Annotated in this window: 30 protein-coding genes and 1 pseudogene; 21 read left to right on the forward strand and 10 right to left on the reverse strand. The window is 65.8% G+C overall.

All coding sequences use genetic code 11. The features are described from left to right. Positions 1-603: 603 nt before the first annotated feature. Both BDO18943_RS06585 and BDO18943_RS06590 read right to left on the reverse strand, forming a co-directional pair. Complete coding sequence (locus BDO18943_RS06585; protein WP_175021721.1) at positions 604-873, reverse strand: hypothetical protein; 270 nt, start codon at positions 871-873, stop codon at positions 604-606. Positions 874-977: 104 nt separating this feature from the next. Continuing rightward, on the reverse strand, positions 978-1,793 hold the full coding sequence (locus BDO18943_RS06590; RefSeq protein WP_175021722.1) for a family 1 encapsulin nanocompartment shell protein: 816 nt from the start codon (positions 1,791-1,793) through the stop codon (positions 978-980). Between the two features lie 487 nt (positions 1,794-2,280). On the opposite strand from BDO18943_RS06590, the gene BDO18943_RS06595 reads away from it, so the two are divergent. Further along, a complete protein-coding gene (locus tag BDO18943_RS06595; RefSeq protein ID WP_235995861.1) occupies positions 2,281-2,634 on the forward strand; it encodes a GIY-YIG nuclease family protein in 354 nt (117 codons plus the stop codon). Between the two features lie 179 nt (positions 2,635-2,813). Here BDO18943_RS06595 and BDO18943_RS06600 read toward each other — a convergent pair whose 3' ends face one another. Next, entirely contained in the window at positions 2,814-3,875 is a 1,062-nt protein-coding gene (locus BDO18943_RS06600) for a Dyp-type peroxidase (RefSeq protein WP_175021724.1), read from the reverse strand. 368 nt (positions 3,876-4,243) lie between these two features. Between BDO18943_RS06600 and BDO18943_RS06605 the strand changes: the two genes are divergently transcribed. The 6 genes from BDO18943_RS06605 (at position 4,244) to BDO18943_RS06630 (ending at position 7,936) form a co-directional block, all read left to right on the forward strand. Then, complete coding sequence (locus BDO18943_RS06605; RefSeq protein ID WP_175021725.1) at positions 4,244-4,615, forward strand: LysR family transcriptional regulator; 372 nt, start codon at positions 4,244-4,246, stop codon at positions 4,613-4,615. Further along, positions 4,612-5,061, forward strand: a complete 450-nt coding sequence (locus BDO18943_RS06610; RefSeq protein WP_043192008.1) for a phosphate-starvation-inducible protein PsiE — start codon at positions 4,612-4,614, stop codon at positions 5,059-5,061. The genes BDO18943_RS06605 and BDO18943_RS06610 overlap by 4 nt, the downstream gene beginning before the upstream one ends. Positions 5,062-5,115: 54 nt before the next feature. Further along, a complete protein-coding gene (locus BDO18943_RS06615) occupies positions 5,116-5,313 on the forward strand; it encodes a hypothetical protein (RefSeq protein WP_175021726.1) in 198 nt (65 codons plus the stop codon). A gap of 68 nt (positions 5,314-5,381) precedes the next feature. Next, the gene (locus tag BDO18943_RS06620; protein ID WP_175021727.1) at positions 5,382-5,837 is read left to right on the forward strand and encodes a DUF1269 domain-containing protein; all 456 of its coding nucleotides are present in this window, start codon (positions 5,382-5,384) and stop codon (positions 5,835-5,837) included. Positions 5,838-5,871: 34 nt separating this feature from the next. After that, positions 5,872-6,120, forward strand: a complete 249-nt coding sequence (locus tag BDO18943_RS06625; protein ID WP_175021728.1) for a hypothetical protein — start codon at positions 5,872-5,874, stop codon at positions 6,118-6,120. 391 nt (positions 6,121-6,511) lie between these two features. Next, the gene (locus tag BDO18943_RS06630; protein ID WP_043192001.1) at positions 6,512-7,936 is read left to right on the forward strand and encodes an aminotransferase-like domain-containing protein; all 1,425 of its coding nucleotides are present in this window, start codon (positions 6,512-6,514) and stop codon (positions 7,934-7,936) included. 37 nt (positions 7,937-7,973) lie between these two features. On the opposite strand, the gene BDO18943_RS06635 is transcribed toward BDO18943_RS06630, so the two are convergent. After that, positions 7,974-9,134 (reverse strand): NAD-dependent formate dehydrogenase, encoded by a 1,161-nt coding sequence (locus BDO18943_RS06635; protein ID WP_175021729.1) that lies wholly within the window; start codon positions 9,132-9,134, stop codon positions 7,974-7,976. A 239-nt stretch (positions 9,135-9,373) separates the two neighbouring features. Here BDO18943_RS06635 and BDO18943_RS06640 point away from each other — a divergent pair, with 239 nt between their 5' ends. Together BDO18943_RS06640 and BDO18943_RS06645 are read left to right on the forward strand one after the other, a co-directional pair. Beyond that, entirely contained in the window at positions 9,374-10,906 is a 1,533-nt protein-coding gene (locus BDO18943_RS06640; RefSeq protein WP_175021730.1) for an FAD-dependent oxidoreductase, read from the forward strand. Between the two features lie 37 nt (positions 10,907-10,943). After that, the gene (locus BDO18943_RS06645) at positions 10,944-11,321 is read left to right on the forward strand and encodes a DUF5594 family protein (protein WP_175021731.1); all 378 of its coding nucleotides are present in this window, start codon (positions 10,944-10,946) and stop codon (positions 11,319-11,321) included. A 37-nt stretch (positions 11,322-11,358) separates the two neighbouring features. Here BDO18943_RS06645 and BDO18943_RS06650 read toward each other — a convergent pair whose 3' ends face one another. Then, entirely contained in the window at positions 11,359-11,577 is a 219-nt protein-coding gene (locus BDO18943_RS06650; RefSeq protein WP_011349700.1) for a DUF6566 family protein, read from the reverse strand. 134 nt (positions 11,578-11,711) lie between these two features. Between BDO18943_RS06650 and BDO18943_RS06655 the strand changes: the two genes are divergently transcribed. The 7 genes from BDO18943_RS06655 to BDO18943_RS06685 all read left to right on the forward strand — a co-directional run bounded on the left by BDO18943_RS06655 (position 11,712) and on the right by BDO18943_RS06685 (position 17,242). Then, a complete protein-coding gene (locus BDO18943_RS06655; protein WP_043191992.1) occupies positions 11,712-12,350 on the forward strand; it encodes a MarC family protein in 639 nt (212 codons plus the stop codon). A 45-nt stretch (positions 12,351-12,395) separates the two neighbouring features. Continuing rightward, entirely contained in the window at positions 12,396-12,860 is a 465-nt protein-coding gene (locus BDO18943_RS06660; protein WP_175021732.1) for a DUF1269 domain-containing protein, read from the forward strand. A 460-nt stretch (positions 12,861-13,320) separates the two neighbouring features. Further along, the gene (locus tag BDO18943_RS06665; RefSeq protein ID WP_175021733.1) at positions 13,321-14,688 is read left to right on the forward strand and encodes a sigma-54-dependent transcriptional regulator; all 1,368 of its coding nucleotides are present in this window, start codon (positions 13,321-13,323) and stop codon (positions 14,686-14,688) included. Positions 14,689-14,927: 239 nt separating this feature from the next. After that, on the forward strand, positions 14,928-16,388 hold the full coding sequence (gene rpoN, locus BDO18943_RS06670; RefSeq protein ID WP_175021734.1) for an RNA polymerase factor sigma-54: 1,461 nt from the start codon (positions 14,928-14,930) through the stop codon (positions 16,386-16,388). Continuing rightward, complete coding sequence (locus BDO18943_RS43140) at positions 16,385-16,651, forward strand: DUF3008 family protein (RefSeq protein ID WP_175021735.1); 267 nt, start codon at positions 16,385-16,387, stop codon at positions 16,649-16,651. Before rpoN ends, BDO18943_RS43140 begins: the two co-directional genes overlap by 4 nt. 46 nt (positions 16,652-16,697) lie before the next feature. Continuing rightward, the gene (locus BDO18943_RS06680; protein WP_011349711.1) at positions 16,698-16,859 is read left to right on the forward strand and encodes a DUF1328 domain-containing protein; all 162 of its coding nucleotides are present in this window, start codon (positions 16,698-16,700) and stop codon (positions 16,857-16,859) included. After that, entirely contained in the window at positions 16,856-17,242 is a 387-nt protein-coding gene (locus BDO18943_RS06685; protein WP_175021736.1) for a DUF3022 domain-containing protein, read from the forward strand. The genes BDO18943_RS06680 and BDO18943_RS06685 overlap by 4 nt, the downstream gene beginning before the upstream one ends. A gap of 208 nt (positions 17,243-17,450) precedes the next feature. Here BDO18943_RS06685 and BDO18943_RS06690 read toward each other — a convergent pair whose 3' ends face one another. Then, the gene (locus BDO18943_RS06690) at positions 17,451-17,735 is read right to left on the reverse strand and encodes a hypothetical protein (RefSeq protein WP_175021775.1); all 285 of its coding nucleotides are present in this window, start codon (positions 17,733-17,735) and stop codon (positions 17,451-17,453) included. A gap of 342 nt (positions 17,736-18,077) precedes the next feature. On the opposite strand from BDO18943_RS06690, the gene BDO18943_RS06695 reads away from it, so the two are divergent. Both BDO18943_RS06695 and sdhB read left to right on the forward strand, forming a co-directional pair. Then, positions 18,078-18,320 (forward strand): DUF6566 family protein, encoded by a 243-nt coding sequence (locus BDO18943_RS06695; RefSeq protein WP_175021737.1) that lies wholly within the window; start codon positions 18,078-18,080, stop codon positions 18,318-18,320. Positions 18,321-18,458: 138 nt separating this feature from the next. Continuing rightward, a pseudogene (gene sdhB, locus BDO18943_RS42560) lies at positions 18,459-18,584 on the forward strand (succinate dehydrogenase iron-sulfur subunit); the annotation flags it as partial. A 29-nt stretch (positions 18,585-18,613) separates the two neighbouring features. Here sdhB and BDO18943_RS06700 read toward each other — a convergent pair. Both BDO18943_RS06700 and BDO18943_RS06705 read right to left on the reverse strand, forming a co-directional pair. Beyond that, positions 18,614-19,051 carry a hypothetical protein gene (locus BDO18943_RS06700; protein ID WP_175021738.1) on the reverse strand — a complete coding sequence of 146 codons (438 nt, stop codon included), beginning with the start codon at positions 19,049-19,051 and terminating at the stop codon, positions 18,614-18,616. Further along, complete coding sequence (locus tag BDO18943_RS06705; RefSeq protein WP_175021739.1) at positions 19,027-20,310, reverse strand: DUF6402 family protein; 1,284 nt, start codon at positions 20,308-20,310, stop codon at positions 19,027-19,029. The genes BDO18943_RS06700 and BDO18943_RS06705 overlap by 25 nt, the downstream gene beginning before the upstream one ends. Before the next feature lie 72 nt (positions 20,311-20,382). Here BDO18943_RS06705 and BDO18943_RS06710 point away from each other — a divergent pair, with 72 nt between their 5' ends. Both BDO18943_RS06710 and BDO18943_RS06715 read left to right on the forward strand, forming a co-directional pair. Continuing rightward, positions 20,383-20,595, forward strand: a complete 213-nt coding sequence (locus BDO18943_RS06710) for a hypothetical protein (RefSeq protein ID WP_175021740.1) — start codon at positions 20,383-20,385, stop codon at positions 20,593-20,595. Between the two features lie 244 nt (positions 20,596-20,839). Further along, positions 20,840-21,145 (forward strand): hypothetical protein, encoded by a 306-nt coding sequence (locus BDO18943_RS06715; protein WP_175021741.1) that lies wholly within the window; start codon positions 20,840-20,842, stop codon positions 21,143-21,145. A 66-nt stretch (positions 21,146-21,211) separates the two neighbouring features. Here BDO18943_RS06715 and BDO18943_RS06720 read toward each other — a convergent pair whose 3' ends face one another. Further along, the gene (locus BDO18943_RS06720) at positions 21,212-21,886 is read right to left on the reverse strand and encodes an HAD family hydrolase (protein ID WP_175021742.1); all 675 of its coding nucleotides are present in this window, start codon (positions 21,884-21,886) and stop codon (positions 21,212-21,214) included. A gap of 204 nt (positions 21,887-22,090) precedes the next feature. Between BDO18943_RS06720 and BDO18943_RS06725 the strand changes: the two genes are divergently transcribed. Continuing rightward, complete coding sequence (locus tag BDO18943_RS06725) at positions 22,091-23,275, forward strand: sugar transporter (protein WP_175021743.1); 1,185 nt, start codon at positions 22,091-22,093, stop codon at positions 23,273-23,275. A 64-nt stretch (positions 23,276-23,339) separates the two neighbouring features. On the opposite strand, the gene BDO18943_RS06730 is transcribed toward BDO18943_RS06725, so the two are convergent. Continuing rightward, entirely contained in the window at positions 23,340-24,116 is a 777-nt protein-coding gene (locus tag BDO18943_RS06730) for an SDR family NAD(P)-dependent oxidoreductase (RefSeq protein ID WP_175021744.1), read from the reverse strand. Positions 24,117-24,279 lie beyond the last annotated feature (163 nt).

The following is a 24,279-nucleotide window of genomic DNA, read 5'->3' on the forward strand; positions in this document are numbered from 1 at the left end:
GGTGAAAGTGGGTCGAAGGGTGAAGTCCCGATGCGGTGCGGCGCTTGGCGCATCCCGACCGCGAACGCACGGCACGCAACACGGCGGCGCGCGGGCAGCGCTCGGGCTGTCGTGCAGCGCGCGTCGGCGTCGTGCACGGTCGCGGTCAGGGCGGCAAGCGTGCGTGCCGGGAGGAGCCCACGGCATCGCTTCGACTGCGTTCAAAATAGCGAATCGGCGGAGGCCATCCAAGACACAGTTCCGCAACGGCCCGGCCGCGAATTGCACCCTCGTATGCGGGTGCGCACGGGTGGCAAGGAGTACAGACGGGCGGGCGCGTGGCGGCACGGGCGTGCGCGGCGGATGCAGCGGGTGAGGGCAGGAGGCGGGAACGGGCAGAACGCGAGCGGATCGCGGTGCGACATCGGCGCGCAGGGCGCTGCTTGCGGGCGGGGCGGCGGCGATGCGGGAGGACAAGCGCGGCGCAAGCGCCGCAGCGTGTGCGTGCCTCGACCGGCTATGCGCAACCCCACACGCACCGCAGACGATGCGGGTGTGACGGCCGAAAGAGAGGGCGAGTTGCACGGTCCGGGCCGGACACGGCGCAACCGTGGCGTGCCGCGGTCAATCCGGGAGGGTCATCGCGAGCCGTTGCCGGGCGATCTGCTTCACGTCGGTTGACAGTGCCGCATTCGGTAGACCATTGGCCCAGACGGAGAACGAATCCTCGATCAGGTTGCGCGTGTCGGGCGGCAACTCCGCCAGAACCAGCGACATGACGGTGAACAGCACGGCGGTGTCGCCGGCCTGGCTGCCCGCGTTCGCGTCGACCGCCTGCTTCAGGTGGTCGACCGACGCCTGCAGCGCCTGCAATGCCTCATTCGAATCGCTCATCACACACTCCATGCAAGATGGGTTCGATCGGCGACGAACATGCGGCCGGCGGTGCGGCTGGTCGCGCGCGACGCCCGGCGGGCATCGCGCGCGGGCAATCGCGGTCAGGCCGCCGTGTTGCCCTGCGGCGCCACGGCGACTGATGCTTCGCTCGTCAGCATCAGGAACGTGAACGTTTCGCGCAGGTACAGGCGGACGACCTTGTCGGTATGGCTCGTGTAGCCGATGGATACGTCTTCCCCGAGATGCAGTTCGTAATCGCCGCCGCGCGTGGACAGCACGCAGCCGCCGCTGATCGCCGGCGCCCAGATGATCTCGCCGCTGACGATCCGCTTGATGTGGCCGAGGACCGGATAGCCCTGGTCGCGCGCCTCGCTGAGCGCCGTGTACGCGTCCGAGCCGAGCACCACCGAGTACGGGCCGTCGACGCCGGCGAGCCGCAGCGCCTCGAGCGCGTCGCTGATCGCGTCGGGATACGCGCCGACGTCCGCCGGCAGCGTGAGCTTGCGGTTCGACGTGCCTTCGCGGATGCCGACGATGCCTGCTGCCTGGTAGCCGTCGAAAATCGCGTCGTCTTCGGCGAACGCGAGCCGCTGCGCGGCGTCCTTCGCCGGCTGCCAGTCGGCGTCGCGCGCGCCGCGCTCGACGCTGTCGATCGCATCGCGGCTCAGCTCGAACGGCACCGTCAGCTCGACGATCGTGCGGACTTCGCGCAGCCGCGCATTCACTTGCTCGCGCGGGGCGGCGACTTCGACGAGGTGCCCGGTGCCGACCGCCGACAACTCGGGGCCTTCGGGGCCGTCGACGTCGACGACGCGGCGGCCGGCCACTGATCGTTTGAACGTGCGTGCCACTTCCTCCTCGATTTGTTCCCAGGCGGAAGACGAGATCGGGGCGAGTTCGCGGTGCAGGTTATTCATGGGTTCTTGTTGCCTCACGTCTGCGAAAACACTTCATGGTGGGCCAATCGGCTGAAGGACTGCGCCTGATGCCAGGCATGCCGATCGCGGGCGAAAATGCATATTAGCAGGCTCTATTGACACCACTGCAGCACAAATCGAAACGACACCCTGCGGTGGCGCAACTGTTCTGCAATTCGCGTGTGGGGCGAGGGTGTGTGCGCGTGCGGCATGCGGCGATGGGATGGCCGCGATACCAGGGGCGGGCCGGCGGTAACGCCGTTCGGGCTGCGTTCGATGCTGTGCGGAATCAATTCCGGTCGACGGCCTGTCGCGTGTCGTGCATTCTTACGAACATTCATCCGGCAGGGTTTCCGGAAGCCGGGGTTGGGCGGCGTTCAGTCGTCGCGACCGGGCGCGGATGAATCATAGACACAGCCTATTGAAGCTTCACAACACGTGGAGGTCGTTCATGGCACTACAACTCGTTTCGCCCGAAGACAAATACATGCTGAAGACGGGCGTGATCAATCACGAGGATGTCATCGGGCATTTGCGGCAGGTATTGAACTCGTTTGCCGCGAAGCCGGAGTACAGCAAGTTCTATATCGGCATCACCAGTGACCTGTACACCCGGCTGGCGAAACATCGAGCCACCAAGCCCGATTTCAAACTGATGTGCCCGATCTACCTCGAAGCGCACAACCTGGTCGGGAACGCGTTCGACCGGCTGGAGCGCAAGGCGATCGAGACATTCCGTACCGGCATCACGCACCCTCGATCCGGTGAGCGGCTGCTGGCATGCAGCAACGGCCCGGGTGGGGCGCTGCCGAAGAACTGGCTGTATATCCTGGTCGGCTGATTCGTCGAGGCCGAGCGCCGGGAATGCATGCCTTTGCGCGTCACGGCCTGCACGCGAGGGGCGGCCCCTGTGCAGCGCCGCACGCCCTTTGCGCACGCGCGCCCCGGCCGACTGAACGACGGCCGTTCCGGACACGCCCGGCGCGGGGTTGCGCGCCGGACTGCCGTCGGCACCTTGCCTTACGACGGCACGCCTTTCAGCGAGCCGATTTTCAGCGAGCCTTCGCGATGCGGCGTGGCTGACGTCGCTTCCGGCTGCGCGGCGTCTGCGGCCGGCGCCGCGCGATCGGCGAGCGCTTCGAGCAGATCGGCGGACGGCACGAAGAACAGCGAGCCGGTGACCGCGCGGCTGTAGTCGAGCAGGCGGTCGTAGTTGCCGGGCGGGCGGCCGACGAACATGTTCTCGAGCATCTGCTCGATCGGCGCGGGCGAGCGCGCATAGCCGATGAAGTAGGTGCCGAATTCGCCTGAACCCGGGCGCCCGAACGGCATGTTGTCGCGCAGGATCTTCACTTCCTGGCCGTCCTCGTCGAGCGTGGTCAGCGAGCTGTGCGAGCACGACGGCTTCACGTCCGGCGCGAGCTCGATGTCGGCGAGTTTGGTGCGGCCGATGATGCGCTCCTGCGTCTCGACCGCAAGCGCGTTCCAGCCGGCCATGTCGTGCAGGTACTTCTGCACGATCACGTAGCTGCCGCCCGCGAATTCGTCATCCTCGTCGCCGATCACCGTGAAGTCGACCGCCTCGCGGCCTTCCGGGTTCTCGGTGCCGTCGACGAAGCCGATCATCGCGCGCTGGTCGAAATTGCGGAAGCCGTGCACCTCGTCGACGACCGTGACGGCATCGCCGAGCGCGCCGAGCAGCTGCGTCGCGAGTTCGAAGCACAGATCCATCGCTTCCGCGCGGATGTGCAGCAGGATGTCGCCCGGCGTCGCGACCGCGACACGCTGCCCCGCACCGAATTCGCGGAACGGATGCAGCGCGGCGGGGCGCGGGTTGCCGAACAGCGCATCCCAGGCGTCGGCGCCGAAGCCGCACACGCAGGTGAGGTTGCCGCCCGGCACGCGCTTGCCGACCGAGCGCACGAGCGCGGCGATGTCGCCGCACCATGAACGGATCGTGTCGGCGTGATCGGCGCCGGGATTGATCGTCGCCACGAGGAAGATCGCGCTGCGCGTGATCGTGCTGTGAACGTTTTGGGAGAGCGGGGGAGGTGTCTGCATCGTGGCCTGCCGGTCAGTCATGTCGGGACGGAAGTGCCGTGGCGCGCGAAGGCGAACGGTTGAACTGTGTCATGCGACTGTTCTCTTTGTGTCATGCGGATGAAGGACGTTGCGCGGATCTCGCGCAACGGGCCGCAGCGGTGGCGGCCGGCCGCGCGGCGCGTGACCTGCCCGCACCGCGTAACGTCGTCGAGCAAGCAATCTAGCAGCTTCGGCCAGTCTTTGGAACACGTATTGCCAATCTGTCATTCGAATGCGTCAAACAGGGCCGGATTTCGTGCGATGCCCGCGCAGCTGTACTCCTGGCGTGCGCGGCGCTGTGCTCTTGAGCGCCGGTGCCGCGTGCAGTAGATTAGGTCCCGCTGCGCCCGCCGACGAGGAGCGTCATCATGAACCTGCTGGAAGCGATGCGTGTGTATGTCGCGGTGGTCGAGCATGGCGGCCTGTCCGGCGCCGCCTCCGAACTGCGGATCGACGAAGCGCAGGTGAGCGAACGGATCGACGGTCTCGAACGGTATCTCGGCTGCCGCCTGCTGCTGTGCCGCGAGCACGACGATGTCGCCTGCACCGACGCGGGCGACGCGTTCCACGTGTGCTGCCGCCGGACGCTGTCCGCGGTCGAGCAGGCGATCGGCGCGGCTGATCCTCAAGCGCCGGATGGGCCGAACACGCACGATGCCGCGCATGCCGCCGCGCGTGATGCGGTTTTCCCGCCGCCGCCCGGCGCCGCCCATGCCTCAACACAGCGACTGTCACCTTGAATACGACCACCATTCCCTGCTCGCCCGCCGAGCGCATTCGCCGCCGCTTCGGCCATTTCCTTCACGCGGCCGAACTGGCCGGGCTGATCGTGATCGGGCTCGCGACCGCGTTCGCGATGACGCAGGAAGCGTGGAAGGTCGTGCTCGCGGGCGAAGTATCGCTGACCGACCTGCTGCTGATGTTCCTGTATCTGGAAGTGCTCGCGATGGACGTGCGCTACCTGCGGCTCGGCCGGCTGCCGGTGCGGTTTCCGCTGTTCATTGCGATGACGTCGCTCGCGCGCGACCTGATCCTGCGCGGCGCGACCGACAGCCCCGAACGGATGCTGATGACAACGTTCGGCATCGTGCTGCTCGCGGTGGGCGTGCTGATCCTGAGTTTCGGCCAGCATCGGTTTCCGGCCGACGTCGACGATGTCGAGGAGGATGCGCATGCGCGCCGGTGACGCACGAGCGGCAAGCCGTATGCATGGTCCATGTCTCTGCCAGGAGGGTGCCGGATGAGCACGCATACCGTTGAAACGAAACAGGCGATCGAACTGCAGCATGCGGCGTCGAACGCTTACCGGCTGGCGCGCGACACGCGCGATGCCGATCCGGTGCTGGCTCGCGCGCCGTCCGTCGCCGGGCTGCAGCGGGCGGCTGCGCACGCGTATGCCGATGCGGCGCGTGCGCGTGCGGCGGCCACCGGCATCTGAATCGAATCCGGCCGTGCCGCATGTGCGGCGGCGGCTGCAACTGACTATCCAACCGAGCGAGGTGTCGAATGACCAAGCAACTGATCGTCGCCGTGTTCGGCAGCGTCGACACGGCCCGAGAGGCCGCGAACGATTTCGAGGCGCTGTCGGAGAAAGACGAAGGATTCCACGTCGAGAACGGCGTCGTCGTCGAGAAGGACGCGACCGGCAAGCTCTCGGTACTCCACGCCGAATCGCGGCCGTTCAAGGGCGGCGTGATCGGCGCGATCGCGGGCGGCCTGCTCAGCCTGCTGGCCGGGCCGCTCGGCGTGGTCACCGGCATGGCGGCCGGCGCGGGGGCCGGCATTCTCGCGGAAGCGGCCGGCAACGCGCTGCTCGACGGCACGTTCGTCGAGACGGTTGCGGCACGGCTCGTGCCCGGCAGCGTCGCGGTCATTCTGGAAGCGAAGGAAGACACGCCGTTCTCGGTGGACAACGTCGTGACGGGATTCGGCGGCAAGGTCTACCGTCAGGCACTCGATTGAGACCATCCCTTTCGAACGGCTTCGGGAGAACCGCATGCGCATCGATCAATCGTACCGTCGCTTTGACATCGCGGCGACGCTGTCGCCGCTGCCCGGCAACCGCGCGATCGTCAACGTCGACGTGACGACCGACGATCCGGCCCGCGTCGCCGATCTCGGCACCGGGCAGTTCCTGCAGATCCGCAAGTGGGTCGAGTCGAACGACGTCGCGATGCTGACGGTGGTGTTCGACGAGTGCAAGGTCGCGATCGATCACTACGCGGACAACGTCGACGACGCTTGAGCGCACGCGAGGCCCGCGCACGGCCGGGCTTCGCGTGACTGCCGCCCGGCGGCCATCGGTAATCCGTGATGATGCGCGCCGGGATCGCGCCCGGAGCGTGACCTCGTGCGATCGCGCGAGGCCGTTCGCCGTCGCGTTCTAATCTGTTCACCACGCCGGCCGGATTTCACGTTTCCTCGCCAAACTGTCACTTACATTCGTCGAAATGACGCAGTAGGATGCCGAACCTTGTCTTGATGAGATTCGCATTGCTATCCGCCTTCAATTTCGATAACGGACGAGGTTCGCACCGGGACGCCCGCGCCCGGGCACGGCTATCCGGCTTCGTGCACCGGCGCGGCCATGCCGCCCATGCATCGCAGGCCGGTTCACCGCTGGCGGGGCGAGGCGGATGAAGCTCTACGAGAAATTTGCAAACGACGTAGAGCGACTCATCCGGCAAGGCGTATATCGACACGGCGATCGTGTGCCGTCGGTGCGGCAGGCGAGCCAGCAGCACCGGATCAGCATCACGACCGTGCTGCATGCATATCTGCTGCTGGAAAGCCGCGGGCTGCTCGAAAGCCGCCCGCAGTCAGGCTATTTCGTGAACCTGCGGCGCGACGACAGTCATGCACCGGTACGCGAGCTGCGGCCGTCGAAACCGATCGCGATCTCGTCGTCGGTCGACGTGAGCCGGCTCGTGCTGTCGACGCTGCGCTCGATCGGTACCGACGACGCGGTGCCGCTCGGCTCGCCGTATCCGGACCCGAGCCTGTTCCCGTTCGAGAAGCTGAACCGCTACGCGTATGCGGCCGGCCGCGACAAGTCGCTGTGGGGCGTGACGGACGGGCTGCCGCCCGGGCATCCGCGGCTGATCCGGCAGATCGCGCGCCGTTACCTGGAAAACGGGATGTCGGTCGACCCGAACGAGATCATCGTGACGGTCGGCGCGACGGAGGCGATCAACCTGTGCCTGCAGGCCGTTGCGAAGCCCGGCGACACGATTGCGGTGGAATCGCCGACGTTCTACGCGATGCTGCACGCGATCGAGCGGATGGGGATGAAGGCGATCGAGGTGGCCACGCACCCGGAATACGGGATCGACATCGCGGCGCTGGCCGCGATCGCGAAGTCGCAGCCGATCGCGGCATGCATGGTGATGCCGAACTTCCAGAACCCGCTCGGCTTCCAGATGCCTGACGAGCGCAAACGCGAACTGGTCGAGTTCGCCGCGAAAGCGGACCTGCCGATCATCGAAAATGGCGTGTACAACGAACTGTACTTCGGCAACATGCATCCGAGCACGCTGAAGTCGTTCGACCGTCACGACATCGTGCTGCACTGCGCGTCGTTCTCGAAGAGCCTGACGGCCGCGTACCGGATCGGCTGGGCGTTGCCGGGACGCTATCGCGAGCAGGTCGAGAAGCTGAAATTTCTGAACACGCTCGCGACGCCGTCGCTGCCGCAGCTCGCGATCGCGGAGTTTCTCGAACGCGACGGCTATGAGCATCACCTGCGGCGGATTCGCAAGGCGTATGCGCAGCAGGCGAACCTGATGCGGACGATGGTGTCGCGGTTTTTCCCGGAAGGCACGCGCATTTCGAGCCCGGCGGGCGGGTACGTGCTGTGGATCGAGCTGCCCGTGCAGGTCGATGCGATGCGGCTGTACCAGCTCGCGCTGGAGCAGGGGATCACGATCGGGCCCGGCTACATGTTCTCGATCGCGGACAGCTACCGGAATTTCATCCGCCTGAACTACAGCAGCCCGTGGTCGCCGGAGATCGAGCAGGCGGTCGTGACCGTCGGCAAGCTCGCCGCCTACTGTCTCGACTGAATGGTCCGCCGTGCGTCGAGCGTCCAGCGTGGCGTCGTCACGTCAGCCGGTACGACTGCGCACCCGTTCCCGCGAGCGTGCCGCCATCGACGATCAGGTATTCGTTGCGGATTGGCTTGCCGTCGAACCAGCATTGCAGGATCTCCAGCGTGCCGGCCGCGTAGCGTGCCTGCGCGGACAGCGACGTGCCGGAGATGTGCGGCGTCATCCCGTTGAACGGCATCGTGCGCCACGGGTGATCGGCCGGCGCCGGCTGAGGAAACCACACGTCGCCGCCGTAGCCCGCGAGATGCCCGGACGTGACGGCGTTCACGACCGCGTCGCGGTCGACCAGCTTCGCGCGCGCGGTGTTGATCAGGTACGCGCCGCGCTTCATGCGCGCGATCATCGCCGCGTCGAACAGGTGCTCGGTCGACGGGTACAGCGGGATCTGCAGGTTGACGATGTCGACGGCGCTCGCGAGCGACGCGGCGTCGGCGTGATACGTGAGCGCGAGTTCCTGCTCGATCGATGCATTGAGCCGGTGGCGTTGCGTGTAGTGCAGATGCAGCCCGAACGGTTTCAGCCGGCGCAGCACCGCGAGCCCGATGCGCCCCGCGCCGACCGTGCCGAAATGCATGCCTTCGACGTCATAGCTGCGCGACACGCAATCGGCGATGTTCCAGCCGCCCTGCTGCGCGATCGCATGCGACGGCAAGTAGTTGCGCACCAGCGCGAGCGTCGTCATCACCACGTGCTCGGCCACGCTGATGCTGTTCGAGCCGGTGACTTCGGCGACGGTGATGTGCGCACGCGCGGCGGCGTCGAGATCGACGTGATCGGAGCCGATGCCGGCCGTCAGCGCGAGCTTCAGCTTCGGCGCGCGCGCGATCCGTTCGGCCGTCAGGTACGCGGGCCAGAACGGCTGCGAGATCACCACGTCTGCTTCGGGGAGCCGGCGCTCGAATTCGGAGTCGGGGCCGTCCTTGTCGCTCGTGACGATCAGCGTGTGGCCGTGCGCTTCCATGTAGCCGCGCAAGCCGAGCGCGCCGGACACCGAGCCGACGAGTTCGCCAGGCCGGAAGCCGGGCGGGCCGGCGGGTGTCGGCACGGTTTGACCGTCCGCGTAATGCGTGACGACCGGAATCGCATCGCGCACGTAGCGCGGCGGATAGCCGTCCACGGGATCGGGGTAGAGCACGCACAGGACGGTAGCCATCGGGTAGCACTCCGGGTGACGGGGGGAAGGCGCGCGGCAGGCGGATTGCGCAGGACGCGCGACGCGCGCCTGGGGCGGCACGCGTGTTGCGCCGCAGCGTTGGTGACGTTCTACGCCCGTCATGGATCTCGTACAAGCTACAGTCCGTGTTTGCGTGCGCTGCGGGGGCGTCTGTACCTGTTCTTTTCATGAGGGACGCCGATAATGGGATCGTTACCTGACTCTGCGGGAGCGATGTCATGTCCGGAAGCGATTCCTCGTCTTCACGTCCCGATCTCACGCAAGGCATCGCGCTCGACGATCTCGGCGACGGTGCAATGATCGAGGGCCATGTCGGCGATGCCGCGGTGCTGCTGGTGCGCCGTGCCGACGAACTGTTTGCCGTGGGCGCGCAATGCCCGCACTACGGCGCGCCCTTGGCCGACGGCCTGCTGGAGGGCGACACGATCCGCTGCCCGTGGCATCACGCGGCGTTCTGCCTGCGCACCGGCGAGTTGCTGCGCGCGCCGGCGCTCGACGGATTGCCGTGCTGGCGCGTCGAACGCCGCGACGGTCGCGCCGTCGTGCTCGATGCGCAACCGGCTGCCGTGCCGCCTGCGTTGAATGCGGCCGGACTGCCCGCATCGGTGGTGATCGTCGGCGGCGGCGCCGCGGCGATCGCGGCCGCCGTGACGCTGCGGCAGGAAGGCTATCCGCATCCCGTCACGCTGCTCACCGCCGATTCCGATCCGCCTTACGACCGGCCGAACCTGTCGAAAGACTATCTCGCGGGCACGGCCGACGCCGACTGGCTGCCGCTGCGTTCGCCGTCGTTCTACACCGATCACCATATCGACGTGCGATGCGACACGCGAGTCGCGCGGATCGACCCCGCACAACGGGCGGTCGAACTGGCCGATGGCAGCCGCGTCGGATACGGCGCGCTGCTGCTTGCGACCGGGGCCGAGCCGAACCGGCTGACCGTGCCCGGCGCGGATCTGCCGCACGTGTGCGTGCTGCGCTCGCGCGCCGATTGCGACGCGCTGATCGCCAAGCTGAAAACGGCGCGTCGCTGTGTCGTGGTCGGGGCGAGCTTCATCGGACTCGAAGCTGCCGCCGCATTGCGCACGCGCGGGCTCGACGTGCAGGTCGTCGCGCCCGATGCGCTTCCGATGGCGCGCGTGCTCGGCGAAGCGCTCGGCGGCACGATCAAGGCATTGCACGAGTCGCACGGCGTCGTGTTCCATCTCGGCGCGACGCCCGCGCAGATCACGCCGGACAGCGTGACGCTGTCGACCGGCGACGTGCTGCCGGCCGATCTCGTGGTGGTCGGCATCGGCGTTCATCCGAACGTGGCGCTCGCGCAGGACGCGGGGCTGGCCGTCGAGCGCGGCGTGACGGTCGACCGCTTCCTTCAGACGAGTGTGCCCGGCATCTACGCGGCCGGCGACATCGCGCGCTGGCCCGATCCGCTGACGGGCGATCGTATTCGCGTCGAGCACTGGGTCGTTGCCGAGCGGCAGGGCATCGTCGCGGCGCGCAACCTGCTCGGGCAGCAACGGCCATTCGACGCGGTGCCGTTCTTCTGGAGCCAGCATTACGACCTGACGATCAACTATGTCGGGCATGCGGAGCAATTCGATCGTGTCGAGATCGATGGCGACCTCGGTGCACACGATTGCTCGATTGCGTACTGGCGCGGCAACACGCGCCTCGCTGTCGCGACGATCGGCCGCGATCTCGACAGCCTGAAGGCGGAAGCGGCATTCGAGCGGCAGATTGCAGCCGCGTGACAGTGGCGTGACGACATGATTCGAACCCGGAGGCGAGATGAATCCCGATGTCCGTACACGTTTCGAAACCGAGTTTGCGCCGCGCATCGCGGCGCGCGTGCTCGGCCTGTATCAGCCTGGCGAAGTGAGGGTGGACGTCGTGCCGCATGACGGGCAGGGCAGCCCGACCTGTGTGGATGTCATCGGCCTCACGTCGACGGTCGGACTGCCGAACCGGCTGAACGCACGGCTCGCGTGGCGCGACGACGCGATCGATGCGCTGCTGGCCGAGCCCGACCGCAGCCGCTTCGACCGCTATCTCGCGGCGCTGCCGGTCACGATCGAACGCTGGCAGATGGAATTGCCGGTCGACTTCAGCACGCGGACCCAGCGCGATCGCGAGATCCTGATCGGCGATCTGGAATTCGATGCGTGATTGCGTCGGGTGCAGACCGCCGATGAGCCGCGCGCCGTCAGCGGTCGCGCGTCTTGATGATCACGCGGCCCTGGTCGATGCCACCGCGCAGCGCTTCGTCGCACGTGAGCCATTCGGGTGTGACGAGCTCGGGCGCCGGCAGGTCGACCGGCGCGCCGTCGCGGAAGATCCGCACCTGCGCGACCCACGCGCCGTTCGCATTGCGCGTCGCATCGACGCGAATCTCGTGATCCATGAAGGTGTCGGTGGCTTGCATCGGTCGGGGCCCTCCGTCGTGCGTGATCGCGGTGCGTCGATCGTAGCAGCATGGCGCGCGCCGTGTATCGGAAACCATGCGGAACCTGCGCGCGATTCGAAGCACGTTTCGTCGCGCGAGACGGGAGCAAGCCTGTGGCCTTCGACCTGACCTTTTCCATCAAGGTATTCGCGGCGCTGTTCGCGATCATGAACCCGATCGCGAACATCCCCGTGTTCCTGTCGCTGACGGAAGGTGCGGCGGACGGCGTGCGCCGCAAGGTCGCGCTGACGGCCGCGATCGGCGTGACGGTCGGCTGCATCGTGTCGGCGGTCGCGGGTGGCGCGATCCTGCATGTGTTCGGCCTGACGATCGACGATTTCCGCCTCGCGGGCGGGCTGCTGGTGCTGCTGATCGCGTTGTCGATGCTGCACGGCGCGCCGAGCCGCCAGCATTCGCCGGGCGACGGCGAAGGCGCCGACCCGGCGGCGGCCGAGAGCGTCGCGATCTATCCGCTGACGATCCCGCTGCTCGTCGGCCCCGGCACGATCGCGACGATGATCGTGCTCGGGCACAGCGCGTTCTCGACCGGGCAGGAACTCGCGTTCGCGCTCGGGCTCGCCGCGTTTCTCGTGCTGCTGGCGGTTTCGCTGCTGTCGGCACCGCTGATCGGTCATTACCTGTCGCCGCGCGTGACGGCGGTGACGCAGCGCCTGATGGGGATGATTCTCGCGGCGATCGCGATGCAGATGATCGTCGCGAGCCTGAAGGCCGCGTTCGGGCTGCCGCATTGAGCGCGGCGCATCCTGAACCGGCCGCCTGATTTCACGGAGTGGCGGATGAATACGCTGATTGCATTGTCTTATCCCGACCTCGCGGCCGCCCATCGTGCGCTCGCCGAACTCGATACGTTGCGTGACCGGCACGTCGTCGCGCTGTCGGGCGTGGCGCTCGTCGAATGCACAACCGATGGACAGTTGCGTGCGCATGCGGTTGACCCCGCGCGCACGCCGCCCGGATCGCTGCTCGACAGCGTGGTCGAGCACATCGAATCGTCGCTCGATGCATGGCGCGAGCGGCCGGTGGACGACGCGCTGATCGACCGCGTCGCGCGCAAGGCGCGCCCCGGCACCGTGTCGCTCGGGCTGGCCGCGACACAACTCGACATCTACGCGCTGAGCACGGCGCTCGCACCGTTCGGCGGTGAAGTGATCGACACGACGCTGTCGATCGACGACGAACTGAAGCTCGTCGAAGCGATCTCGAAAGCACGTGACGGCGGCAATCATGCCGCGGCCGACTGACTGACGAAGGGCACAAGGGCACTCGGTGCGCGGCGAGTGAATCGGCAGGGTCTGAAGCGAACGCCAGCCGTCGAGCTGCCGCGTATCGTCGCTCGTGGTTTTCGACATGCGAAGAGTCAGACCGGAAAGTTTGACCGCATCTGTCGAAGAAGTGCGCAAAAGATGTGATCGGGGCGACTTCATGCCGCATGATCCGCACGAAAACGATGACGTTCTTACCGATTGCGACGCATTGAATCTGGCAATGCGGGTGACCTGCGCGGATAGATTTATTCGATGATCGGCGAATGCGCGACATGGCTCTTCTATACTGACAGGGACTGCTTTCCACGGGAGGACAGCCAGTCCGCACGAGCGCGTCGATCGTGCCATGTCGTCGTGCGACCGGCGGCCGGACTTCGCTGCAACCCGCCGCGGCCTCGGCCGACACACGCGCCGGGCCGCTTCACAAGGAGCCACGATGCCCTACGTCCTGATCGTCGAAGACGACGCCGATACGCGGACGATGCTCGCGGCGCTCGCGCGCATGCAGCAGCTGTCGTGCGATACGGCCGCGACGCTCGAAGAAGCACGCACGCTCGTCACGACACTTACCCCCGATCTCGTGCTGTGCGATCTCGTGCTGCCGGACGGCAACGGGATGGAGCTGTTCGATGCGTTGCCAAAGAATTCGCACTGCGAAATGGTGATGACCACCGGCCACGCGAGCCTCGAAACCGCGATCGACGCATTGCGGCGCGGCGCGACCGACTACCTGGTGAAGCCGCTGAACATGCAGCGGCTGAACAGCATCTTCGCGCGCGTGCCGCGCACCACGGCGCTGCACGAGGAAATCGCCGAGCTGCGCTCGGAACTGCAGCGCCTTGGCCGCTTCGGCCGCATGCTCGGCAGTTCGCCCGCGATGCAGGCCGTCTACGACGCGATCGGCCGGGTCGCGCGCACCGAGGCGTCGGTGCTGCTGACGGGCGAATCGGGCACCGGCAAGGAGCTGGCCGCGCAGACCGTGCACGACCTGAGCCTGCGTCGGCGCGGCCCGTTCCTCGCCGTGAACTGCGGCGCAATCGCCACGAACCTCGTCGAGAGCGAGATGTTCGGCCACGATCGCGGCAGCTTCACGGGCGCGGAACGCCAGCACAAGGGCTTCTTCGAACGCGCGGACGGCGGCACGCTGTTGCTCGACGAGATCACCGAGATGCCGCTCGAATCGCAGGTCAAGCTGCTGCGCGTGCTCGAGACGGGGCGCCTCACGCGGCTCGGCTCGACGCGCGAGATCGACGTCGACGTGCGCATCGTTGCGGCGACCAACCGCGATCCGGAAGCCGCGATGGCGGACGGCAAGCTGCGGCCCGACCTGTTCCACCGGATCAACGTGTTTCCGATCCTGCTGCCGTCGCTGCGCGAGCGCGGCGACGACATCCCGATGCTGGCCGATGCGTTCCTGCAGCAGTTCAACGCCGAAAGCGGCCGGAACCTGCGCTTCGCGCCGGCCGCGCGTGAAGCGTTGAAGACCTATGCGTGGCCCGGCAACGTGCGCGAGCTGCGCAACTTCGTGCAGCGCGCGAGCATCTTCAGCGACACAAACGTGATCGATACGCTGCCGCCGCCGATCATGGACGAGCTGTCGAACCTGGCCGATTCGCACGAGGATCGCGTGACCGTGCCGTTCGGCACGTCGCTCGACGAAGTCGACCGGCGGTTGATCCTCGGCACGATCGCGCAATGCGGTGGCGTGAAGGCGCAGGCGGCCGAGGTGCTCGACGTCAGCCTGAAGACGATCTACAACCGGCTCGCGCAGCTCGAAGACGAAGCGGACAAGCCGGAATCCTGATGCCGCTGCGACGCGCGTGCCGCCTGCCGGATCCGCGTGCGATCGCGGTCGAACGGGCCGGTGCGCGAAATGCGTGCCCAAAACTTGCCGCGGGCTTGTAAAAAAAACGGTTCCGGCGCGCGCGCGGCCGGGAGCGAACGCGCGCGAACCGCGACGCGTGGCGACCGGCCCGCCTGGCATGAAAGCTGCGTGAATGCTGTATCCGAAGCGAAACCCGCGAAACGTCAGGAGGACCATCGATGTCCGTCTCGCTTGCGCTGCAGATGCGACAGCATCTGGCACTTACGCCGAGGCTTCAGCAGTCGCTGCGGTTGCTGCAGTTGTCCTCGCTCGAATTTCAACAGGAGTTGCGGCAGGCGCTCGATCAGAATCCGTTTCTCGAGGATGGCCAGGGCGACGAGGAGCCTGCGGCCGACGCACCGGGGCAGCAGGCCGATGCCGCTGCACCCGAAGCGGTGCCGGAAACCGACGACGCACGCGTGCCGGACGGCGAGGTGCCCGAGGTGCCGGAGGTGTCCGAAGTGTCGTTGACGGCTGCGCCCGCGCCGCGCGGCACGCGTCGCCAGGGCGAAGATGCCGGCGGCCTGTCGCCCGGCGAATGGCTGGCCGTCGAACCGTCGCTTCACCAGCAACTGCACGATGCGTTGCGGCTCTATCAACTGAACCGGCGCGACCGCGAAGCCGCGCGCATCGTGATCGACGCGCTCGACGACGACGGCTACCTGCGCCAGGAACTGGCCGAACTGCTGGCCGCGGCCGACCCCGCGCTATTGTTGTCGGAGCAGGATCTCGCGGTCGCGCTGCGGCTCGTGCAGATGCTCGACCGGCCCGGCATGGCCGCGCGGTCGCTGTCCGAGTGTCTCGTGCTGCAACTCGATGCGATCGCGGCTGGCACACCGGCGCTCGCGGAAGCGAAAGCGATCGCGCGCGAGCATCTCGAACGGCTCGCGCGCCGCGAGACGGCCGAGATCCAGCGGCGCATCGGCTGCAACCCGCAGACGCTGCATGCGGCCTGCGCGCTGGTGCGCGGCCTCGACCCGCGCCCCGGCAATCATTACGGCGGCACGCGCGGCGACTACGTGGTGCCCGACGTGATCGTGCGCCAGGTGCGCGACGACTGGATCGTGACGATCAACCCGGCCGTGCTGCCGCGCGCGCGGCTGCACGAACGCTATGCGACGCTGTTCGCGCAGTCGAGCGGCGAGCGCGATTCGCCGCTCGGCCAGCAGTTGCAGGAAGCGCGCTGGCTGATTCGCAACGTGCAGAAGCGCTTCGACACGATCCGGCGCGTCGGCGCATGCATCGTTGCGCGGCAGCGCGATTTCTTCCGCTATGGCGAGATTGCGATGAAGCCGCTGGTGCTGCGCGACATCGCCGAGGAACTCGACCTGCACGAATCGACCGTGTCGCGAGCGACGGGCAACAAGTACATGGCCACGCCGCACGGCACGTTCGAGTTCAAGCACTTCTTCCCGCGCAAGCTCGAGACGGCCGGCAAGGGCGTGTGCTCGGCGGCGTCCGCGAAGGTGCTGATCCGCGACATGATCGCGGCCGAGCGGCACACCGACCCGCTGTCCGACGTCGCGCTCGCCCACAACCTCGCGGGGCGCGGCATCCTGCTTGCGCGCCGCACGGTGACCAAGTATCGCCAGGCGATGAAGATTCCGCCGGCCGACTTGCGGCGCCGCGACGCCGCATGACGGTCGCCGGCGAGCGCATCGCGCGCACGTGCCGACCGTCGCGTCGACGTGCGCGCCAACGACAGGCGCGCAATCATGCCAGCGCAATCGCAGGCCGGCAGCGCGCGGCAGGCGACGCGCGGTCGGCCAGGCGCGGCAGTACGAACCTCAGGGACCTCGAGCCGCCGGAGAGGTCGACGACCAGGTCGATGAGCGAAAAGCGTCTCGAAACAAGGGCGTCCATACCGGGCCGCGGCAAACCGGAGCACCCGCACGATGCGTGAACGGCGACGACGTGTACTGACGACAGCTGCCATCCAGGAGGTATCCATGCTGCGATACGCGGTCATCTTCTTCATCATCGCGATCGTCGCGGCCGTGTTCGGCTTCGGCGGCATCGCGGCCGGCGCGGCGGAGATCGCGAAGATCCTGTTCTACATCTTCGTCGTGATCTTCCTCGTCACGCTGCTGCTGGGCGTGGTGCGACGATGAGCGGCGCACCCGGCCGGCCGCAGCGCATCGCGGAACTCGAGCACGCGCTCGCGAACGGCTTCCCGTCGCAGTCGACCGTCGTCGTGCATGCGGACGACGCATCCGGGCGGCTGACGATCCAGGTGTCGTGGGTGCGCGAGCCGGCCGACGAGGGCGCGCGCGAATGGCGTTGCACGGTCGATCTGCAATTCGATCCGGACGTGATCACGCGTTATGCATCGCTCGGCGCGGCCGACCGGCTGCGCGTGCGCACGCATCTGTGCGACAGCGCGCGGCGCGCGGTGGACGAACGCAAGCCGCGCGTCGAGGATGCGGTGATCGAATGCGACGTGACGCTCGACGTGACGCGCGCCGAACTCGACGCGGCGTTGCGCGCGCCCTGACGCCGCCGCCGCGTACAGGGTGGCGGCGCGGCAATGTGCGTGGCCGGCGCGTCCCGAACGCGGCGAGCGCATGTCGATGCCGATTCCTCCGTCAGCCGACCTGATGCCGCAACGCACGTGCCTGCCGGGTGGTTTCCCGTGCGGCGGGGCCTGCGCGGGATGCCGGTGGCCAGGGACTGTCGTTTTTACACGGTCGACGCTCGCGGGGTCATCGCGGGCCGCCATCCGGGTCGTCATCGATGCGCCGCAACAGCGCATCGCAACGTTCGCGCAGCGCGTGCAGTTCTGGCGAATCGGCGTCGAGTCGCACCCGTTCGCCGCTGTCCGGGTCGCGAGTCGTGACCGCCACGTCGTAGATTCCTTGCGCGATCATCGCGGACGCGTCCGCGATCCTGACCCGCGCAAGCCATCCGCATTCGGCGTGACGGCAAGCGAGCCACACACGCTGCGCATCGACGAGCTGATCGGCCGTGAGCCATGCGCCGGTCCGCATGCGCGCGGCCAGCTGGCTCGTCACGAGATAGGAGAGCAGATCGGTCGTTTGATTCACACGAGGCTCCTTCGCGAAGGGTCGGGACGTTCGATCCGCGAGCCCGGCCGCGGGAGCGGAGCCGGGAGGGCGTCGGTGCGCGGATCGTCGTCCGGTTGCAGGGGGAACCGCTTCGCGGGCTCGCGGCGCGTGCCGGTGGCGGTTCGACGCATGATCGGCGCGCAAGCCGCGTGCCGGCGGGCAGGTACCGGGCACGGCGCGTGCGCACCGGGCCGACGGGGCGTGCGGCGATCATGCGGCGCGCATTTTTTGCATCGTCATCGCAGACAGGTACAGGAGGCCACCGTGCAAAATCAACAGGACGCACAGATTCGCGACCCGTATCGCGGGCACGAGATACGCGTGTGGGCGCGGCGCAAGGACAGCGGCGCGTGGCATGACGAGGTGCAGGTGTATGTCGGCGGGGAGCGCATCGAGCTGGTCGTGCCGGCGGCGGACAGCCCCGACTGGATGACCGAGAACGAAGCGCTGCTCGCGGGCGTCGAGCGTGGCCGGTATCTGATCGACAAGCGCGTGGACGACGATTGACCGGCATGGCGCTTGCGGCGTCATGGACCGCGGCGGCATCGGCCCGCGCCGGGAGGAGCCGATGAACGATCCGCGCACCTTGCATCTCTGCCGCCACGACTCCGATCGCAACGTCCGGCCCTGCCAGTGGCGCTTCGCGAGGATCCGTACCGGCTGTTCCGCCGCCGGACGATCATGAACTGCACCGACGTGTGCCGGAAAGGGCTACATCCGACAAAGGCGATGCCGGAGATCCGGACGATGCCGGCCAGGCGGACGGTGTGACGCGTGAGTCTGAATGCTTGCTCTCTAACTTATGAAAGTAACGCGATCAATCGTTGCAGCAAAGGTAGTTGCGCCGTCCACCCGTCCATCGTGGAAGGCGGCATGGCGATGAAGCGCAACGGAGACGCCTTCGATTGGTCGTAGTAGAAAATATTGTCGTCGCCGTACTCCAACTCCCGAGGGGCCGCATCGTTAATCGTGCGCACCGTAAAATATCTCTCTGCCAGCACATTCCCTGCCGGTCCGGTCACTTGGAGCCGAATTTCGTCGCCGTCGCCAAAAGAGCGAGGTGCCCCACACAGTTCGATTTTATATTTCTTGCCGCCCAGCTCTTTCGTTCCTCCGTTAAGAGCCTGAGTATAGCTTTTGCACCCCTCATATGATTTTCGCAGCGTAAGAGACGAAATCGCCAGTGCCAAAACGAGCGCGATCGCGACCGAGATTAAATTTTTTCCGGTGACCTGCATATTTCACCCAGGCTCAATTTAATGGGATTTGTCAACTTGAGGTATCGCAATTTTGAATATATCGCAAAATCCTCTCCGCGATTATGCTTGATTCTCCAGTCGTCGTAGGTTTTGTTGAAAACAGGATAGTGCACATCACACGCCCTGAATTTCTTGATCAGACCTTTCCGTGCATCAATCGGCTTATCAAGAAAATCATCAATCAGATACCTCCACTTAATCCTCGACTCAATATCGAGAGAGTCACCAAGATTCGAATTGATGCCACTTCGATACAGGAGCTCCCTGATCCTTCCTCCATTCGTGATAATCATGCCATTTTTATTCCAATGCCCCAAATACTGGCTGCTCGACGGCGATTTTCCGTCGTTGAAGGAGTAGCTATCTTTTATGTATACGTAGATATGTGTTATGGATGCAGTCAAGTCGGTGCAGTAGGACTTGGTTTTTCCGAGGTTGTCGTATTTGTAGTATCTGTCTCCAGAAAACTCCGCGCGCCCAATGGCGGCATAGATATTGAAATTTGCCAGAGCAGCGGTCAAGTCTGTCGGTGCGTACGGGATCCCCCCTGTCGTGTCAAAGCTGGACACATTAACGAGTTGAAATTGCCACTTCCTGCAAAACTCGACGGGATTGCTTTTGTCACTGACTGTCTGAAAATCGAAGGCCACCGAAGATACGAATTTCTCCTTCACCACATGTCGTAGCAAATCTCTCAACCTTACTCTGGCATTTTCGTTGTAGATATTTTTCGAGATAAGCTCGTCATATCGTTCTTTGACCTTCCCGAACTTGAGCGCCCAATCCAGAGTGACGGTGCTGTTGTCAAACGGCTGGTCCGTTTTGAAGCTGTTGTCCCAAACGTGCTTGGGGCCACTGAACCATCGTCTGGCGAGCTTGGCCGCAACAGGCCATTTCATTCGTTCCATCACCTCAGGAACGTCCAGCAGATCAAAGGGCGGGGGATTCTCGCAATCTTCCGCATCGGCTGGCTCGGACGACTCGCGAGGTGGCGCTTGCTTGGGTGGAGAAGTCTTTGCAGGCTCAGGCGTTTTCATCGCCTCAGGCTTTGCTGGTTGGGGTTCCGGAGGCTTGAAAGGTTTGGGTTCGCCCGGAGCAAGCTTGTCCATGCAAACGCCGTGTGGTGTATTCAAGGGAACACACCCGTTCACGCCAGCGTATTCCTTCCACTTCGGCAATGAGAATGGAATCGATGATGCCTTGATTTCATAGTAGGGCACTTTTTTGACGTTCAACATGGAGGTTTGGATGGTGAATTTTTAAATGGCCGAATACAGATTGATCAATACAAAAGAGAACGAGCGGCAACAATGAAAACAACTGTCAAGTCAGCGCGCATGCTCGATGGGCATAAAGCGTCGGACAGCCCGCCGTCAAAGGCGAACATCAGTTCGAGGCGATTGGTGTGTGCCGCTCGATGCGACATCGGCATCGACCACGACGGCAGCGCATGCGTGCTGCCTCAGCCCTTCCGCTTTCAACTGCAACTTTTCGAGTTCCGCTTTAACAGGCTGATAGAGTAGCTCTTGCCGTCGTGTTGGCTACTCCCGTTTGTTCATCGAGACCCGTCTAGCTACCGGAATGCAGCAGGGCGGCCACAAATACCCGCGACAATAATTTAATAATCGATCGACGAATTGAATGAGCACATCCATTCGTGAATTGCTGGTTGCGGTTATCGGATGCGGGAAACACGCTCGTTCACCGAGATTCATGCATGAGCGTTATTCGTTGGCAACTTGAAATAACGGGAGAAAGAGGCAGGCGGTGCTCGCAGCGAGCGTTGATCCCGGCGTTGTACGCGTCACGCTCGTTGCGCCGACCGCGAAGCCCGACGTCGATTTAGCGCATCGCGATGAACCGGAGGGCAATCTGCCGTTGCTGGTTGCTGTGACGGCAACGGTCGATGCCAATTTGTGCGGATATAGCGGGCTATTCCTGACAGCCGAACGGCGGCCGTGCTATCTGGTGGTGCGCGGAGTGCCAGACACCGCCGAGCAGGGCGCCAAGGTGTATTTCGGTTGGGCGCGCACCATTCACGTCAAGCTTGTCACCCACCCAAGCTGCCGATAAGTTGCGTGCGATCGCTGCACCGGTCCTCGTGCGGATCCGCTGTCAACGTCACAGGCCGGCCGGCGCCTACGGCCGCGCGGCAATCTCGTCGAGATGCCACAGCAGATCGGCCGGATCGTCGTACACGCGCAGCGCGCCCGCGCGTTCGAGTTCGTCGCTGCCGTATCCGCCCGACAGCAGCCCGACGCCGAGCGAGCGGCAGCGGGCAGCCGCCAGCATGTCCCAGATGCTGTCGCCGACCACGACCGTATGCTCGATCGGCACGTTCAATTGCGCGGCGGCCGTCAGGAACAGGTCGGGATCCGGCTTCGCATACTTGACCTGGTCGCGCGTGACCACGACGTTTTTCGCCGGATCGACGCCGAGCGCCTCGAGATTGATGGCGGCCGTTTCCATCCGCCCGCTGGTCGCGATTGCCCAGCGAATGCCGGCCGCCGACAGCGCGGCCAGCAGTTCGCGCGCGCCCGGCAGCGGCCGGACCTGCGCGCGCAGCCGCTGGTACGCAGCCGCATGGAGGCGGGCGAGTCGCTCGACGCGCTCGGCGTCGAGGTTGCCCGACGTCTCGCGCAGCAGCTGATTCAGGAACAGGCCGCCGCTCATGCCGATCTTGCGGTGGATGCGCCACACCGACAGTTCGATGCCTTCGGCATCGAGCGCTTCCTTCCACGCGAGCACGTGCTGGTAGACGCTGTCGACGAGCGTGCCGTCGAGATCGAACAGAAAGGACGTTTCAATGCGCATGTGAATCTCCTGGCTCGATGGGGCTCGAGCGAACGGGTCGTGAGAAGCCGGTCGGCACATTATCGGCGCGTGGCCGTGTCATGACCATGTCCCGCGGCCATCCCGCGCCGCGCCGTGTCATATGCCGCTGGTACAATCGCGGCGATCGCCGGGCCGGGTTCTCCGCGCCGCGCGCCCCCAACCCTCGTCTCGCCGATTCCAGGTATGGCTACACCGGACGCCGTCAGTTCCAAGCACTCGTGGTGGGGCGTACTGGCCCTGGCACTCACCGCCTTCATCTTCAATACCACCGAATTCGTGCCCGTCGCGCTGCTCAGCGCGATCGGCGACAGCCTGCACATGCAGCCGACCGACGTCGGCCTGATGCTGACGATCTATGCGTGGGCCGTGGCCGTCGTGTCGCTGCCGCTGACGCTGGCCACGCGCCATGTCGAGCGTCGCAAGCTGCTGACGGGGGCGTTGCTGGTGTTCATCGGCAGCCACGTCGTGACCGGCGTCGCGTGGAATTTCGCGGTGCTGATGGTCGGCCGGCTGGGCATCGCGTGCGCGCATGCGGTGTTCTGGTCGATTTCCGTGCCGCTGGCCGTGCGCCTCGCGCCGAGCGACCGGAAAAGCCGCGCGCTCAGCCTGCTGGCGATGGGCACGGCGATCGCGATGGTGGCCGGCATTCCGCTCGGGCGCGTGGTCGGCGAGACGTTCGGCTGGCGGGTCACGTTCCTGATCATCGCCGGTGCGGCGGCTGTCGCGTTGCTGCTGCTGCGCGCGACGTTGCCGGTGCTGCCGAGCCAGGGCGCCGGGTCGCTCAGCAGCATCGGCGTGTTCCTGCGCAAGCCCGCGCTGGTTGCGCTGTACGCGATCACCGTGCTCGTCGTGACCGCGCACTTCACGTCGTACACGTACATCGAGCCGTTCGTCCAGAGCGTCAATCACGCCAGCAGCAGCCGGATTACCTACGTGCTGATCCTGTTCGGTATCGCCGGCATACCAGCCGCGATCTGCTTCAACCGCATCTATCCGCACCGTCCGGACGACTTCCTGCTCGGGTCGATCGTCGCGCTGGCGGGATGCCTGCTGATCCTGTTCCCGTGCGCGCTGAACATCGTCACGCTGTCCGTGCATACGCTGGTCTGGGGCGGCGCGATCGTCTGCTTCGGCCTCGCCATGCAGGCATGGGTGCTGAAGCTGGCGCCGGAGGGCACCGACCTGGCAGTGTCGATTTTCTCCGGGCTTTACAACGTCGGCATCGGCGCCGGTGCGCTGATCGGCAACCATATCGCCGGCGACTTCGGGCTGCCGTGGGTCGGCACGTTCGGCGGCGTGGTCGGCGCGGTGGCGGTCGGGATCGCGTGGCTCGCGCTGCGGCTGCACGCGAGGCAGGCGGTGGCGTAGTCGAGGGACGCCGGCTTGTGGCGTGCGGCGAAGGCGGCCACGGCCCGGCCTCGCGCTTCACCGGTCATGCCACCGAGTAACCGCCGTCGGCCACGAGCGCATGCCCTGACACATAGCTGGAATCGTCCGACGCGAGGAACGCGACGATCGTCGCCATCTCCTCGGCGGAGCCCCAGCGTCCTGCCGGTGTCGATGCGGCAAACGCCTGTTGCGCCTCCTCCGACGGCCAGATGCCGCGATGATGGAACGGCGTTTCGATCAGCCCCGGGCACAGTGCGTTCACGCGCACGCCTCGCTTGAACCATTCGATCGAAGCGGTCTTCGTCATCCCGATCACCGCGTGCTTGCTCGCGATATAGACCGACGCATTCTCGAAGCCGATCAGCCCGCCCATCGACGCGTTGTTGATGATGCTGCCCGACCCCTGCCGCAGCATGATTTCGGCGGCGAACTTCATCGAATTGAATACGCCGCGTACGTTCGGCTCGAACACCCTGTCGAACCGCTCGGCATCCTGCTCGAGCAGCGGCGCGAACACGCCTTCCGTACCGGCATTGTTGAACGCGATGTCGAGGCGTCCGTAGGTCTCTACTGCGAAACCGAACAGCTTGCGCAGATCGTCTTCGTTCGCGACGTCCGCGACGAAGGCCCTGGCTTCGCCGCCGGCGGTGATGATTTCGTCGACCAGTTGATCGAGCTCGGGCTTGCGCCGCGCGGAGACGACGACCTTTGCACCGCGACGCGCGAGTTCGATCGCGGAGGCGCGGCCAATGCCGGAACTGGCGCCCGTCACCAGGGCGATGCGGCCGTCGAGTTGGGCCGGTTTCGTGCTTGCGTTCATGATGAGATGCTCCAGAGTGATGGATGAAAGCGCCGCATGTGGCTGAGTCGGATCGGTTGCGATGCACGCTTGATGTGCATTGTGGTCGCTCGCGCGTCGTAAAAAAATGGAACAATGGCGCATTCAGAATTCCCGTTTCGGGAATGAAAAGCGCGGCCGCCTG

The sequence above is a fragment of the Burkholderia aenigmatica genome, assembly GCF_902499175.1.
GTDB lineage: Bacteria > Pseudomonadota > Gammaproteobacteria > Burkholderiales > Burkholderiaceae > Burkholderia > Burkholderia aenigmatica.

Bases quoted from the DNA above. Each gene is read 5' to 3' on its own strand.
- BDO18943_RS06585 (WP_175021721.1), bottom strand. From the start codon at position 873: ATGAGCGATTCGAATGAGGCATTGCAGGCGCTGCAGGCGTCGGTCGAC.
- BDO18943_RS06590 (WP_175021722.1), bottom strand. From the start codon at position 1,793: ATGAATAACCTGCACCGCGAACTCGCCCCGATCTCGTCTTCCGCCTGG.
- BDO18943_RS06595 (WP_235995861.1), top strand. From the start codon at position 2,281: ATGCTGAAGACGGGCGTGATCAATCACGAGGATGTCATCGGGCATTTG.
- BDO18943_RS06600 (WP_175021724.1), bottom strand. From the start codon at position 3,875: ATGACTGACCGGCAGGCCACGATGCAGACACCTCCCCCGCTCTCCCAA.
- BDO18943_RS06605 (WP_175021725.1), top strand. From the start codon at position 4,244: ATGAACCTGCTGGAAGCGATGCGTGTGTATGTCGCGGTGGTCGAGCAT.
- BDO18943_RS06615 (WP_175021726.1), top strand. From the start codon at position 5,116: ATGAGCACGCATACCGTTGAAACGAAACAGGCGATCGAACTGCAGCAT.
- BDO18943_RS06620 (WP_175021727.1), top strand. From the start codon at position 5,382: ATGACCAAGCAACTGATCGTCGCCGTGTTCGGCAGCGTCGACACGGCC.
- BDO18943_RS06625 (WP_175021728.1), top strand. From the start codon at position 5,872: ATGCGCATCGATCAATCGTACCGTCGCTTTGACATCGCGGCGACGCTG.
- BDO18943_RS06630 (WP_043192001.1), top strand. From the start codon at position 6,512: ATGAAGCTCTACGAGAAATTTGCAAACGACGTAGAGCGACTCATCCGG.
- BDO18943_RS06635 (WP_175021729.1), bottom strand. From the start codon at position 9,134: ATGGCTACCGTCCTGTGCGTGCTCTACCCCGATCCCGTGGACGGCTAT.
- BDO18943_RS06640 (WP_175021730.1), top strand. From the start codon at position 9,374: ATGTCCGGAAGCGATTCCTCGTCTTCACGTCCCGATCTCACGCAAGGC.
- BDO18943_RS06645 (WP_175021731.1), top strand. From the start codon at position 10,944: ATGAATCCCGATGTCCGTACACGTTTCGAAACCGAGTTTGCGCCGCGC.
- BDO18943_RS06650 (WP_011349700.1), bottom strand. From the start codon at position 11,577: ATGCAAGCCACCGACACCTTCATGGATCACGAGATTCGCGTCGATGCG.
- BDO18943_RS06660 (WP_175021732.1), top strand. From the start codon at position 12,396: ATGAATACGCTGATTGCATTGTCTTATCCCGACCTCGCGGCCGCCCAT.
- BDO18943_RS06665 (WP_175021733.1), top strand. From the start codon at position 13,321: ATGCCCTACGTCCTGATCGTCGAAGACGACGCCGATACGCGGACGATG.
- rpoN (WP_175021734.1), top strand. From the start codon at position 14,928: ATGTCCGTCTCGCTTGCGCTGCAGATGCGACAGCATCTGGCACTTACG.
- BDO18943_RS43140 (WP_175021735.1), top strand. From the start codon at position 16,385: ATGACGGTCGCCGGCGAGCGCATCGCGCGCACGTGCCGACCGTCGCGT.
- BDO18943_RS06680 (WP_011349711.1), top strand. From the start codon at position 16,698: ATGCTGCGATACGCGGTCATCTTCTTCATCATCGCGATCGTCGCGGCC.
- BDO18943_RS06685 (WP_175021736.1), top strand. From the start codon at position 16,856: ATGAGCGGCGCACCCGGCCGGCCGCAGCGCATCGCGGAACTCGAGCAC.
- BDO18943_RS06690 (WP_175021775.1), bottom strand. From the start codon at position 17,735: ATGCGGACCGGCGCATGGCTCACGGCCGATCAGCTCGTCGATGCGCAG.
- BDO18943_RS06700 (WP_175021738.1), bottom strand. From the start codon at position 19,051: ATGCAGGTCACCGGAAAAAATTTAATCTCGGTCGCGATCGCGCTCGTT.
- BDO18943_RS06705 (WP_175021739.1), bottom strand. From the start codon at position 20,310: ATGTTGAACGTCAAAAAAGTGCCCTACTATGAAATCAAGGCATCATCG.
- BDO18943_RS06710 (WP_175021740.1), top strand. From the start codon at position 20,383: ATGAAAACAACTGTCAAGTCAGCGCGCATGCTCGATGGGCATAAAGCG.
- BDO18943_RS06720 (WP_175021742.1), bottom strand. From the start codon at position 21,886: ATGCGCATTGAAACGTCCTTTCTGTTCGATCTCGACGGCACGCTCGTC.
- BDO18943_RS06725 (WP_175021743.1), top strand. From the start codon at position 22,091: ATGGCTACACCGGACGCCGTCAGTTCCAAGCACTCGTGGTGGGGCGTA.
- BDO18943_RS06730 (WP_175021744.1), bottom strand. From the start codon at position 24,116: ATGAACGCAAGCACGAAACCGGCCCAACTCGACGGCCGCATCGCCCTG.